Source organism: Moorena sp. SIO3H5 (assembly GCF_010692395.1).
Lineage (GTDB): Bacteria > Cyanobacteriota > Cyanobacteriia > Cyanobacteriales > Coleofasciculaceae > Moorena.
On sequence record NZ_JAAHHS010000206.1, the window covers coordinates 1 to 13717 of the forward strand.

Annotated in this window: 10 protein-coding genes and 3 pseudogenes; 5 read left to right on the plus strand and 8 right to left on the minus strand. The window is 44.4% G+C overall.

The features are described 5' to 3' along the window. The coding region (locus F6K52_RS20915) for a succinylglutamate desuccinylase/aspartoacylase family protein (protein WP_293081992.1) at positions 1–482 on the plus strand (482 nt) is incomplete at its 5' end. A 54-nt stretch (positions 483–536) separates the two neighbouring features. On the opposite strand, the pseudogene F6K52_RS20920 reads toward F6K52_RS20915, so the two are convergent. The 3 genes and pseudogenes from F6K52_RS20920 to F6K52_RS20930 form a co-directional block, all read right to left on the minus strand. Then, positions 537–674: pseudogene (locus F6K52_RS20920) on the minus strand (transposase); the annotation flags it as partial. Between the two features lie 6 nt (positions 675–680). Next, positions 681–1055, minus strand: coding sequence for an ISAs1 family transposase (locus F6K52_RS20925; RefSeq protein ID WP_293081997.1), 375 nt, complete (start codon positions 1053–1055; stop codon positions 681–683). Positions 1056–2050: 995 nt separating this feature from the next. Continuing rightward, on the minus strand, positions 2051–2350 hold the full coding sequence (locus F6K52_RS20930; protein WP_293082000.1) for a helix-turn-helix transcriptional regulator: 300 nt from the start codon (positions 2348–2350) through the stop codon (positions 2051–2053). Between the two features lie 150 nt (positions 2351–2500). Here F6K52_RS20930 and F6K52_RS20935 point away from each other — a divergent pair, with 150 nt between their 5' ends. Both F6K52_RS20935 and F6K52_RS20940 read left to right on the plus strand, forming a co-directional pair. After that, positions 2501–2725 (plus strand): DUF2188 domain-containing protein, encoded by a 225-nt coding sequence (locus F6K52_RS20935; RefSeq protein ID WP_293082004.1) that lies wholly within the window; start codon positions 2501–2503, stop codon positions 2723–2725. A gap of 277 nt (positions 2726–3002) precedes the next feature. Then, the gene (locus F6K52_RS20940) at positions 3003–6011 is read left to right on the plus strand and encodes a DEAD/DEAH box helicase (RefSeq protein WP_293082009.1); all 3009 of its coding nucleotides are present in this window, start codon (positions 3003–3005) and stop codon (positions 6009–6011) included. Between the two features lie 155 nt (positions 6012–6166). Here the strand turns inward: F6K52_RS20940 and F6K52_RS20945 are convergent. Both F6K52_RS20945 and F6K52_RS20950 read right to left on the minus strand, forming a co-directional pair. After that, positions 6167–6458, minus strand: a pseudogene (locus F6K52_RS20945) (IS1 family transposase); the annotation flags it as partial. Between the two features lie 124 nt (positions 6459–6582). Then, positions 6583–6735 (minus strand): annotated as a pseudogene (locus F6K52_RS20950) (IS1 family transposase); the annotation flags it as partial. 481 nt (positions 6736–7216) lie between these two features. On the opposite strand from F6K52_RS20950, the gene F6K52_RS20955 reads away from it, so the two are divergent. Continuing rightward, on the plus strand, positions 7217–7852 hold the full coding sequence (locus F6K52_RS20955) for a succinylglutamate desuccinylase/aspartoacylase family protein (protein ID WP_293082022.1): 636 nt from the start codon (positions 7217–7219) through the stop codon (positions 7850–7852). Positions 7853–8060: 208 nt separating this feature from the next. On the opposite strand, the gene F6K52_RS20960 is transcribed toward F6K52_RS20955, so the two are convergent. From F6K52_RS20960 to F6K52_RS20970, 3 genes are all read right to left on the minus strand, one after another. After that, the gene (locus tag F6K52_RS20960) at positions 8061–9665 is read right to left on the minus strand and encodes a helicase C-terminal domain-containing protein (protein ID WP_364418865.1); all 1605 of its coding nucleotides are present in this window, start codon (positions 9663–9665) and stop codon (positions 8061–8063) included. A 412-nt stretch (positions 9666–10077) separates the two neighbouring features. After that, complete coding sequence (locus F6K52_RS20965; protein WP_293082014.1) at positions 10078–12060, minus strand: ABC transporter ATP-binding protein; 1983 nt, start codon at positions 12058–12060, stop codon at positions 10078–10080. A 171-nt stretch (positions 12061–12231) separates the two neighbouring features. Continuing rightward, the gene (locus F6K52_RS20970; RefSeq protein WP_293082032.1) at positions 12232–12450 is read right to left on the minus strand and encodes a hypothetical protein; all 219 of its coding nucleotides are present in this window, start codon (positions 12448–12450) and stop codon (positions 12232–12234) included. Between the two features lie 222 nt (positions 12451–12672). On the opposite strand from F6K52_RS20970, the gene F6K52_RS20975 reads away from it, so the two are divergent. After that, positions 12673–13717, plus strand: a 1045-nt coding sequence (locus F6K52_RS20975; protein WP_293082019.1) for a nucleoside transporter C-terminal domain-containing protein, incomplete at its 3' end; no start/stop codon positions are given.

The window sequence follows — 13717 nt, forward strand, 5'->3', positions numbered from 1 at the left end:
ATGAGGCATTTATTAAGCCTTGGCAAGGGTTAGAGAAAGCCTTGGCAAAGTTAGGCAGAACCCTTCAGTTTGATATGGAATCATGGACCCTAGAATTGGGTTCTGGGATGCAAATGAATCCAGAGTCGGTGAAACGGGGAGTATACGGTATCAAAAACTATTTGTCGAAAAAAGGAATGTTAGAATTGCCCGATTTGCCGATAACTGATCCAGACTCCTACCAAATGAAATTAGCATCTAAAGATAACATCGAGAGATACTATGCTCCGGCTGGAGGAATGATTCAATCAAGAGTTGAGTTAGGGAGTTTTGTCAAAGTAGGAGATAGACTTTATCAGCTACTGAGCTTTAATAAAGAAGGAAATCTCCCGAATGTAATTGATATCAAGGCTGAGACAGATGGTTTAGTGTTTGATGTTTCAACAAATTATAGTGCGAATCAAGGAGAATATGTGCTATCAGTAAGGCAATTTGATAATTAGGTAGGGTAATTATTTAGGGCTGGTAAAATTTAATTATAGCAATCGAAGTATAGATTAGGACGTTAACTGAACAGCTAAATCAACTCTCTCTCTAAAATATTCGATAGTACCTTTTGATTTTATAACCCGATTTTTAATCGGAAACCAATAATGTTCTATTTTATTTAAATCAGGAGAATAGGGGGGCAAATAGCAGGGCTATTTCATTCTAAAAATGCGCTCTTTGTGTGTGAGCGTCCAAATTGGCAGTATCGCTGTGCTTGAGCCATATTGGATGGAGAAGCCATTGGAGCGATAGATATTCAGCGCAAAATTACGAGCAACTGCAAAGATTTGAGGTAACTGATGCTTGCGTTTGCGAGAAGCATCTTGTTTCATTGTGACATCTCGCACATAATGGACTTTGTTTTCTACCCCCCAATACCCCCTCAGACCTTGGGCAAAGGATTCCGCAGACTCGATGAAAGAAGCCACATAGTAGCGTGTTTCGGTTTCCAGCTGGTGTTGTTTCCCCTTTTTGAATTGTCGAACACTCTCCACTCGGATTAGTGTTTTTAGCCGAAGCCAGGGCAAGATGTGTTCGAGTTGTGTGCAGATGCGTGCCGCAGCGCTTTTCGATGCGTCCATGCCCAATACTTACTTCAGTATGACAATGTTTAGGAACAAAGTGGGCAAAGACGCTCTTGAATAGGTTGCCCTGATTGCCTTTAAGGGCACCTAGGTAGTGATTTTCACATTCAAAGATATACTGAGCCGTTTTTTTTGAGTGCTAATCCCATCAAAGGCGAACACCACACCCTTGACAGCCAGTTGTGTAATAAACTCGCGGTTTGGCTTTGACGCACGTTTGTTTTGCTATCCACCTGATCGGGTTCGAGCAATCTTACCCCGCTCAACCAGATAAGCACGTTCCCAGCATAATCCCTCGGTGAGGTGGAGAACCGGGATGATCACCAAGAACGTTGGTATGAGCCCCGTAAGACAAGACCATCTACAGCTAAGGTTTCTCAAGGGCAAAGGTTCAATGCCAAAGAAGCGAGCCAGGGCCGCAGAGTACTGGTGCTAATCTAGGGTGACCAGGACACGGCGAATCGTGCTGTAGGAAGGAATCCTACCCAACGGGGGCTTGAATAGCGGGGGGCAGTTCGCTCGATAGCTGTTGAGCCAGTCCCCAATGGCTAGAAAACCTCGGTTTCCAGCTGCAATGGCCCTGGGTTACAGGGCATTACACAGAGCTACCCATAGGCCGTTTCCCAGAAACCTTGCGTACATCACCGGATGTTGGCAAAGGCGTCTAGAATCTCGATGCTCTGAGGGGGTGACTCCTCTGGGGCGAGGCTAGGAACAACAGACGGCAGGGGCAGATTGGGCAGACAAACCCATGGTCACTCATGAAACTCTCAGCTAACTTGTAAGCCTAGCATTTATTAGCTTTCATGAGAATGAAATAGCCCTGCTTGTTCAATAGCTTCTTCATAAGAACCGGGGTCAGATAACTGATATGTAGGTGAGAAGGCATGTATCTGATCACCTAGAGCATCTCTTAGTCGTACAGCTTCTTTAAGGAGTTAAAGATTATGGGAAACTTGTTTGCTCCATTCGACTGGAGCATTTTTCTCCATACGACCAAGAATAGTTAAGGGGTGTTTTTGAAGAGGCTGATCAACCAGAAATTCAGATGGGTCTCTTCTGTAGAGTTGTGCAAGAAGGTGTAGTTCAACACCGGTGACAGTGCGAGTACCCTTTTCAATCTTTACAAGAGCAGTCCGATCAATCCCAATGGCTGTCGCAGTCGCTTCTTGGCTAAGGTGGACGTTCTTCCTCGCCTCTTTGAGTCTCTCTCCGATAGCTTCATGTGTGAGTGTCATAGTTGTTCCTCTGTGTTCTATTATCGCACTTTTTAGGGAAAAGCAAGACCAATGGTGGCAATAATGGTACTATTGCGGCACTATAATACTAGATGTGCGTTAATCCCACGCAAGATGGTCAAACCTATAGTCTTTTAAGGAGAAACATAAATGAGTAAAAAGAACCAGCATGTTGTGCCACACGCTCACGGGTGGGCTGTCAAATCCGAAGGGGCTAAGAGGGCTTCATCTGTTCACTCAACGCAGGCAAAAGCGATTAGCCAGGGTCGAAAGGTTGCACGAAACCAAGGCTCTGAGCTGTTTATTCACGGTCGAAACGGACGCATCCGCGCACGCGATTCTCACGGAAACGATCCCCATCCACCCCAAGGCTAGACAAATTGCGTATTATCGGGTCAGCCGACCAAAAGTACCAGCTTGTCCAAAAAGTCGATTTCTGCGAATAGCCACCACAATATGTGGCATTTGTGTGGTGTTTTATGACTACATATTGTGCCTGTCCTGACTCAAGAATGAGTTTTCGGACAACCTAGTACTGAAACGACCTTCGGACTCGTGCCGTTATTTTGATATATCGGCTATATTCATCCTGATTTTGGCTCAAAACGGCTTAAACCCCCTTGCTTTTAACCAGAATTAGCTATTTCATCAAATGACAATGGCTCTCCTTGCTACCTTCGTTGGCGTTAATAAACACGCAGATCCAAATATTTCAGATCTTACCGGAGCTACAAAAGACGCAATTGCGCTTTGGGCACTCTTTTCGGATTCCATACCAGACATCACTGCTAGTCGTGTTGTTGACGAAGAAGCCACCCTAACGGCGATTAGAGAAGCGCTAGACGAAACGCTTGGTAATGCTAGTTCTGACGACACAGCACTGTTCTTTTTCGCAGGACATGGTTCTCCGGCTCACCAGCTCGTCCCTTATGATGCCCGATATGAAACACTGGCAGATACAACAATCCCGATGGATGAGCTTGCCGAACGCCTCAGTTCTTCACAGGCGCGTGCTGTTATAGTCATCCTTGATTGTTGTTTTAGTGGAGGTGCAACTACTCGCGTTCTCCAAGGAGTGCCTACTCCGCGTACTAGCATGACAACCATTACTGATCTTCAAGGAAAGGGACGAGTCATCATCGCAGCCTCAAAGGATGACGAAGCAGCATATGAACTTCACGGTCATGGACTGCTAACACAAGCACTGCTCCACACCTTTAAGAACAACCCCAATGGAGTTGATATAGGCGCTGTAATGGATGAGGTAACGAAGTGGGTGCGGGCTGAAGCACAGCGATTCGGCTGGCAACAAACGCCTGTTGTATTCAATCTTGTAGAGGGGGGGCTTACTTTTCCACCGCTGACGCCAGGAGTTTGCTATGCAGAAGCTTTTCCCGATACCACCAACATGAATGTTGGTGCTGACATTAAGAATCTCACTGCTTTCGGTCTTGCACCAGAATTGCTCAATGCTTGGGCTGACAGATTCACTAGAGGGCTGAATGACCTTCAACTCAAAGCGGTTAATGAATATCGCGTACTCGACGAGCGTGCATTACTTGTGGTCGCCCCGACAAGTTCTGGTAAGACTTTCATTGGCGAAATGGCTGCTGCCAAAGCCGTAACTGATGGCAGGAAAGCAGTTTTTCTGCTCCCTTTCAAAGCTCTTACCAATGAGAAGTATGAGGACTTCAATGCGTTATATGGTGACTCTATCAATCTTCGCGTTATTCGTTGTACTGGCGACTACACTGATGATACAGAAGATTTTGTGAGGGGTAGGTACGATATAGCTCTGCTTACTTATGAGATGTTTCTCAATCTCTCCCTCGCGTCACCCTCGCTGCTCAATAAAATCGGTCTTGTCGTTTTAGACGAGGCTCATTTTATCACCGATTCTCAACGAGGAATTAGTGTTGAACTTCTCCTTACAAGTCTCCTTGCAGCCCGTGAGCGCGGCATAGAGCCACAAATTGTGGCTCTATCAGCCGTTATCGGTCATGTAAACCACTTTGACGAATGGCTGGGATGCCAGACGCTCTTTACCTGTGAACGTCCTGTTCCCCTGATCGAAGGTGTATTGGATCGAAGTGGAAGTTTTCAATATATGGGACTCGACGGGGAAGAGCATATCGAGCAGTTTTTACCTTCTCATTTGATCATAAAGCGGAAAGACAAGCCAAGTTCACAGGACATAATCGTACCGTTGGTAGAGAAGTTAATCTCAGAGGGTGAGCATGTTTTGATTTTTCGTAACCAGCGAGGCACTGCTGTGGGCTGCTCCATGTATCTTGGCAATGCATTGGGTCTCTCATCTGCCAATAACGTGCTTACTCGGCTTCCTGAACACGACTTGTCAGGGGCTTCAAATAATCTTCGTCAAGCACTTAAAGGAGGAACTGCCTTTCATAACTCTCACTTGATGCGAGAAGAGCGGTTGGCTGTGGAGCAAGCATTTCGAGATCCTGAAGGAAACGTTCGCGTTCTGGCTGCTACTACAACAGTAGCTGCTGGTATTAACACCCCTGCGTCCACAGTCATTATCGTAGAGACTTTTTTCTATGGAGAGGAAAGGCGTGACTTTACTGTAGCGCAATACAAGAACATGGCTGGTCGCGCAGGTCGTCTTGGGCTTTCTAAACAAGGAACTAGCATACTGTTAGCTGACAATGCACCTCAACGCCAAAATTTGTTCCGTAATTATGTCAAAGGGAAACCAGAGGCAATCCGCTCGTCTTTCAAGTCCACTGAGATCGAGACATGGATTCTTCGTCTTCTCGCTCAAATCAATCAAGTACCGAGAAAAGAAGTCGTAAGACTACTTGCTAGTACCTACAGCGGATATCTTGAGAGCAGAAAGAATCCAGACTGGCATGAGCAGACGGTGACTTACCTCAAGGAATTATTAGAAAGAATGGAGTCACTAGGGCTAGTTGAGGAGATGGAAGGTCAATTAAGCCTCACTCTGCTTGGAAAAGAGTGTGGAAAATCGAACTTTTCGTTTAAGTCTGCTATGGAACTTGTTACTCTTCTCAAGCAGGTTTCGGGCAGTCTCACCGCAGAAAAGTTGATGGCATATCTACAGGCAATTCCAGAGGTAGGCGGCTATACTTCAATTTTCAAGAAGGGAAAGAAGGAGTCAGCTTGGCAGCGTGAGGTAAAATCACATTACGGATCTGAGGTCACGAGTAGGCTCCAACACGGAGCGAAAGATATATTCAAGTACTACGCCCGGTGCAAACGTGCAGCTATCCTCAAAACATGGATCAATGGTGAACCTATTGAAGCAATTGAACAACGGTTTTCAGTCACACGATATGCAGGAAGCGTGGGAGCAGGTGACGTTCGTGGATATGCCGACCGCACCCGACTTCATCTTCAAGCAGCTTTCAATATTGCAGATATTATTCTTCTTGGAGAAGGACCGGATGAGACTGCTATCGACACGCTTCTTCAACAGTTGGAAACAGGCTTGCCTGTTGGTGCGCTGAAATTGCTTACTCTTCCAGTCAGTTTACCTAGAGGTGAATATCTCGCTCTCTTTAATGCTGGTTATACAACAGCTGAAGCAGTTCTTTCAGTTGAAAAAGATGAATTATGTAAATATATTGGTTATCAAAGAGTTGAGGAAATCTTAGCTCAATTGGAACTTCCTAACTGATAATAGAGGTTTCAAAATTCCTCTTGCGCGTTAATTTCATGAGCCATATAGGAAAAAACGATAGTGATAAACATGTATTGATGGCCTAATCAACCCGACAAACATTGATTATAGTAATGAACAAAATTCCAAATAGCTCCTAAGTGATTTTCTCAAAAATTAGAAAATGACAACGTTTTAAGTTCCTAGACGACTAATCCTTTGTCTTAAGGTATTATTTAATCTTTCAATATGATTAGTTTTCCCCGTTTTTTTTGCGACCGGTTTGTGACGTTTCTTAGGTATTACTGTTTGATAAGCTTCCCAAAAATCTGTATAACACACAGCACATTGTCGAACCACTGGTGGGAAAGACTTCCATAATTTATTTGCTGATTCACAAGTGCGATCACCAATATAAGCTCCAACTATTTCTTTAGTTTGTTGATCTATGGCTAACCAAATCCATAGGAGACGAAACCTTAGAGAGTGGAGCCTTATTTCAGATAACTTAAAACTCTTACCCATAACCTGTCCCTATAAAGGCTCCACTCTCTTACGGTAACTTCAAATGCTGATTATCTTTCTTTTTTACAAAAGACCACATTTCATCACACTCAATGGTAATTTTTCCTTTTAATTTTTCTGAAACCTTTATTTTGCGGGGACTTTCGGCATACTTTTTATTAACATACTTTTGGAGCCATATTTTTGAAACTCCAACTGTTCGAGCAATACCTGATACCAAATCCGTTTGTCAAAACCCCTTTATAAAAATCGACCAAATCTTTGTATGCCAAGAATCTATGGCTATGGGAATAAGGGGGCTATGGGAACAGGATTTGGTATGACCAAGATATTTTTTAAATTAAAAGGTCATCTATTCTCTTTTTTAAGGACAAGGATATCGGCTTTTTTGTCGGGTTTTTAACCAACTGCTTCTTACAGTTTTTACAGAGGTATTTTTGCTTTTTATTATGAGTACTTCCACGTCTTGATGCATCGCTTTTTTACTGTTCGATCAAAATTGCAGTAAGGGCAATTATGTCGGGTTATTAAATCGGATTTTAAATTTATTTTTACAATGTATTTTTCAGTAAAAAATGTTATTTTTTATACCTAGGTTTTTAGAATTTACAATATTTTTGATTAAAAAAAATATTATTTAGGCTAAAGGCAATGTTGTATCACTACATATTTATCGCTATCAACTCCAATCTTTATGTATAGATGCTAACTATGTGATTGATATCCATAGTTCTACTAATCAAGGACTTGATTTCTTGTATGGCTTCTACTCTCGGGAAGAAAGCGCCAAAGACTTTCTTCTCGATTATGGAATTGTGATGCATGAGGATGAGTATGATGGGGATGCTTTCGATGAGGCATTTATTAAGCCTTGGCAAGGGTTAGAGAAAGCCTTGGCAAAGTTAGGCAGAACCCTTCAGTTTGATATGGAATCATGGACCCTAGAATTGGGTTCTGGGATGCAAATGAATCCAGAGTCTGTGAAACGGGGAGTATACGGTATCAAAAACTATTTGTCGAAAAAAGGAATGTTAGAATTGCCTGATTTTCCGATAACTGATCCAGACTCCTACCAAATGAAATTAGCATCTAAAGATAACATCGAGAGATACTATGCTCCGGCTGGAGGAATGATTCAATCGAGAGTTGAGTTAGGGAGTTTTGTAAAAGTAGGAGATAGACTTTATCAGCTACTGAGCTTTAATAAAGAAGGAAATCTCCCGAATGTAATTGATATCAAGGCTGAGACAGATGGCTTAGTGTTTGATGTTTCAACAAATTATAGTGCGAATCAAGGAGAATATGTGCTATCAGTAAGGCAATTTGATAATTAGGTATGGGTAGGAAAAATTAATTAAAACTTGGATTGTAATTAGGACTTGGGTTAATCAAAGTTTTGGTTTTAACTTTACCAACCTAAACTGATATCAAATCAAAAATCTAGATTCCAGTACCCTTTAGCATGCATGCCTTTTGCCTTTAGCATGCATGCCTTTTGCCTTGCTAAAACCAATTTAAAATTCGTTTTAGCTTACTGATTCTCTAAAGCCAAGTATCTTGTCCTTCTAGGGAATCTGAATTAAACCAACTAGCATCTAAATAATTAATTCGAGCAAAAGGACTCAAGGCTGATAGCACATGGCGTCCATAACTGCGGCGGTTGACACGATTATCTAAGATGGCAACACAGCCTTGAGTAGCTCTAACTGGTGCCACTGCTCGTTGTAATTCTCTCAATGCTGTTGGTAACAAATACAAACGAAACCAATCCTGACGTTGCTGCTTGTAGTAAGCGACTCGACCCGCAACTAATGGATTTTCCAAAGAGGGAATTGGTAACGTAGCAATCATCAACAGTTGGGGAGAGGGGATTTGAGCTTGATACCTATGCCAAAATTCCCAGCCACAAATCAAAATACTTCTGTGACTGAGACTGGTGGTTTCTACCTGCACCCGGGAACCAAATTCTGCTGCTAAGACTGCCCCTAACTGGGCTTTGAGGGGGACATCTCCGACTAAAATAACTACTGGTCTGGTGATGTCAGTACTTAGGTTTAGTAGGGTGCGAATTTCTTGAGTTAGAGCGTTTTGAAATCGCTCTGTATTGGGCATGGGTAGACGATCGGGCAAATACAGTTGAATCTGTCGGTGAGGGGAAAACTTCAAACAGGTTAACTCCCCTAATCCGAGCTGCTGACGGTACACAGAGGCACTTTTCTCTAAATCTAGAGCCCCACCAATTAGCACTACTGGCTGTCTCGACCAAATGGGATTTAAGGCTGTAGCCACTTCTACTGGTGCGCTATATAAGGAAAACTGACCTTGCGATCGCGCAACGGTTGCCCACATTAGCTGACCTGACTGCTGCCAGAAGTGGCAAAACTGTTCCCAAGATTTTAGCCGATACAGAGATTGTGCTTCAGTGCTTAGGGAACTTAGTCGATCAAATAGCTGTTCCAAGCCATCTTGCTGATCAGCTTCAATCACGTAGCACTCATAGGGGTTAGCAGGGCGCTGAAATAAGGCTTTGGTTAGCCTGACCCGCACATCCCGAATCAAATCAGCTTCTTGTGGATGGGCTTGCATCAGTGCGTCCCAGTCTTGGGGCTGGATGCAGCCTTTAAGCTGGTTGCTGGTCCAAGATTCTAGGTCATCCACACCATCAATCACAGTAGGGATGTGATTAGGAAACCAGCCCTTGTGCTTCAAGCGGTCTGTTAGCCACGATTCTGGTGAGGTAATCAACAGTCCTTGGAACGGTTGATCGGGAAACCTATCACTGGTATGAATTACCTTATCGGTACCAAACCACTGTTGTAAAAGGGGAATTTCCTTTTGCAGCAACCATTCTTGTATCCATAAGGGTGCCACTACGATCACAGGTCCAGACCAAACCAGGGCTGGTGCCAGGTAACTCAGGCGATAGGAAGACTGTAGAGAGGTTTCCTGCAAAGGTTCTAAACCGGTCTGTATCAAAGCAGAACGCCCTAACCGCAAGGCTCGTGCCACTAGCCTCGCCATAGTCAATTGGTGAGGCCAATTGGGTTGACCCTGCGATCGCAGAAAATCTCGTAACGAGGAATGAACTTTGACTTCAATCAAACTAGCATTCAACGGCTTTGCCTCGTTAAACTGAGCAATGAGCACTTATACTGTGATCTTAAATCATGTCTTGGGCAAAAATCGTGAAAGACTAGATGAGCATAGATGGGATTAGGCGCTTTCCATGGCCAAAAGGCCACGCTACGCGAACGAAGCAATGGTGGATTTGGTTCATAGCTTAAAGCCGGTGGCAGCAGCAGTGGGACGACAGATTGCATAACCTGTTACTCTTCCGGAGTTAGCGATCGCGTAGCGTGGCCTACGGCCAATCGCATCTTAATCTATAGCGCTACTTCAGGTGGAATAGGGAACTTCGGACAAGGCAACAGGGAATCATTGAGCGTGGTCTTATAGCGCTGCATCGCTCTTTCCTACTGTTACCTGTTTCCTACTGTTACCTGTTCCCTATTCCCATCAATCCTAGTTTCACGATTATTGGAAAATGCTAGATTAGCCATCATTCTCCTAGCATCTGCAATTTATATAAACTAGCGTATAATCCGTTTTGCCCTAACAATTCCTCATGGCTTCCCGACTCTACTAACTGTCCTCGCTTTAGTACCATAATCCGGTCTACATTACGGATAGTGGAGAGTCGGTGGGCAATAATAATTGCAGTCCGCTGTTCTAATAGCCGTTCCAAAGCTTCTTGAATCAGAGCCTCGGTAGCCACATCTAAACTAGCTGTTGCCTCATCCAGCACCAAGATTTGGGGGTTACGAATTGCAGCACGAGCAAAGGCTAACAATTGTTTTTGGCCAGCAGACAGATTAGTGCCTCGCTCTCTGAGCTGGGTATTGTAGCTTTGGGGCAGTTTTTCGATAAAGCTAGCCACATTCGTCACCTCCGCTGAGGTTTTAATTGCCTCAATGGAGTAGGTTTCTCCTAAGGAAATATTACTCTTAACATCACCAGCAAAAAGAAATCCCTCCTGAAGGATGACCCCGATGTGGCGTCGTAGTTCTGCTTGGGGTAAATCCCGAATATCAATCCCATCTACGAGAATTCGCCCTTGGCTCGGTTCATAGAGGCGGCACAGCAACCGAATAATAGAACTTTTCCCTGCACCGGTCGGACCAACTAAAGCAACTTTTTCCCCTGGATGAATGGTAAAGTGCAAGTCTTTGAGAACATATTCATCTTCTTTGTAAGCAAACCAAACGTGTTCAAAGCAAATCTCTCCGTTTAGGGTTGACGGTTTAAGGTTCAAGGGTTGTTCGGTATAACCATTGCTCAAGGATAAGTTAGAAGAGTGATGGGCTAGATCACCATTCAAGCTGCTTGGAGGCTTTATCAGTAAATCTCCAGATTGTTTCCGGTCTTGTTGACCTCCCTCAAACTCTGGAGAACCTGCCACCTGCAACCGTCTGACCTGCAAGCCTTCGGGGTCACGAATTTCAATGGTTTCATTCATAATGTCACTGATGCGCTCAATGGCAGTGAAACCAGCTTGGAGCATAGTGAATTTTTCTGAAAACCGACGCAAGGGGTCAAATAGCCGCTGAGCATAGAGGATAAAGGCCGACAAATCACCAAAACTCAGGTGATCTTTGAGGAGAAAATGACCACCGCTCCACAACACTGCTGCGATCGCTACCAGGGAAATCCACTCTAGGGTTGCTGAAATCGCTGAATCGTGAAAGATGGTTTTGTCTACTTCAGTGACGTATTTTTGGTTAACCGTGCGAAACATCTCGGCATTGTATTGTTCACGGCGAAACAGTTGCACAATATTAATGCCAGAGATGTTTTCTTGCAGCATTGCGTTTAGGGAGGAAAGTTCTTCCCTAGATTTGTAGTTAGCGTTGCGATATTGTTTCTGGAAGTAAATAATGATAGCAGTCACTGGCAGGAGCATTAGCACTAAGATCGATGCCAGTTGCCATTGCACCAAAAACATGGTACCAGCAATGACTATCATGGATAGTAAATCACCCACGATGCCAATGGCACCGGTGGAAAAGACATCGCCTAGGGCTTCCACATCGCTAGTGAGCCTGGTAATCAATTTCCCTACTGGTGTGCGGTCAAAAAATCGCACCGCTAGGGAGGTGACGTGCTCAAATAGGTCTTCCCGGATAGCAGCAGTGATTTTCTGACCTATCTTCACCACCACGAATCCCTGAATCCCAACAAAGACTAACCGGATTAGTATGGTTAATAGTAGTATAGTGATCAGAATATTGATGCTCTGTGAGACAGAGCGCTCTAATAGGAAAGACCAAGTTCGCTCTTCTTGACGAATTAAAGAGATTACCTGACCGACAATTAAAGGTTGAATGGCACTTGCTACGGACAGGGGTATCAATAAAGTAATTGCAATAAATAGCGGGCCTTTGCTGCGACGGGCGTAGGGGACTAGGCGTAGGAAAAGTCTCCAGTCGTTCTCTTGTGTTCGCATTTTTGGAGCTGCCTGTTTACCTGGTGATCTGCTGGTCATCTAACCCTAGGGGTGTTAATTTACTTGACAATTTAGTAGAACAAATAAAATTGAGAGTGCTTTGAGCGAACCACAAAGATCCAAAGAACGGGAAGGACTCGGGGGTTAAACGATAGGAGGATTGTCTCGATTGCTCAATTCTGAGGGTGGGCGATGGACGAAGTCCCGCTTTCAGCGATCGCTACTCCAAGCCCACCATACATAGCCACACTTACATTGATAAAACTCTTGCCACTTCCGGCGGTGGTCTTCACACATCACTGGTGAGGAGCGATTAATCCAAACCTTCTCAGCTTCTAGAACAGATGCTCGACAACTAGGACAGCGGAATTCCAAGGCATGGGTGGCTGATTTGGTCCACTCAGGCGGTAAGGGGGCAAAAGCATCCATATATATAGCAATCCTCTGGGGGTCTCGGGGGGTAATAGTTGGCAATAGTTACGTTAATTTGGGATTCTTTATTTCCCTGAGACTATTTTAGGGGTTCTACCATCTAGAAATTCCCCTGAATCGGATATTGTTTTAGTTAGCTTGAGGCAGTACCTCTGCCATAGGATCTGGTGGTGCTAGTTCATGGCTGAGGATATTGCCTAATTGAAAACACAAGGACCGATGTCTCATCCGTTATATCTCAATCTTATTTCCTTCTGTGGTATTTTTGCCCTATGTTTCATTGCTTGGCTCAGTTCAGAGCATCGCCGCCTAATTCCTTGGAAAGTGATCATTTTCGGCATTGGTTTACAACTGGTCATGGGACTGTTGATATTTCTGTTTGCCCCCACCCGGCAATTCATCCTCGGCTTGAATGACGCTCTCAATGCTATCTTGGATGCTTCAGAAGCAGGAGCTAGGTTTATGCTCGGTGGTGGTAATTCTGCCTTTGTTCCTGATCCAGAATTGATGGTTGGTCCTGGTCCAGCGGGACGCTGGATTTACCGAGCAGTGGGAACTCCTTACGTTTCTGTCCCAGGGGATCGCCTCACTCCAGATAATCTGAATTTCGGCTTTATTTTTGCCTTCCGCTCCCTACCCCAGGTGGTTTTCTTTTCCGCCTTGATTGCTCTGTTGTATCGACTGGGTGTAATCCAGCCAGTGGTTCAGGTCTTTGCCAGACTATTCCGGGCAACTATGAGTATTAGTGGTGCTGAATCCCTATCAGGAGCAGCGAATATTTTTGTAGGGATTGAATCAGCGATCGCAGTCAAGCCATTCTTAGCCGATATGACCCGCAGCGAACTGTGTGCTATCCTTACTTGCTGCTTTGGTTCGATTGCTTCAACAGTATTGGCTCTCTATACCAGTTTCTTGCGACCGACTTTCCCCACCATTACTGGTCACTTGATGTCCGCTTCTGTGCTAACTATTCCCGCCTGCTTCGTGATGGCGAAACTGATTGTGCCAGAAACAGATGTGCCGAAAACCTTAGGGAAGGTACCAACAGAGGAAGAAGACCCGAATCAGAAAAAACCTAGCCTCATCGATAGTTTAATTGTTGGAGCATCCGATGGAGTGAGGATGGCTGTGGGAATTGCCGCTGTAGTCATTGCAATCCTAGGCTTAGTGGCACTCGTCAATACTTTTTTTGCTTATTTGGCTAATTTGGCTGCTAGTGACAATTCCCTACTACAGCTAATCGGTAATATCTTTAGTGTGATTA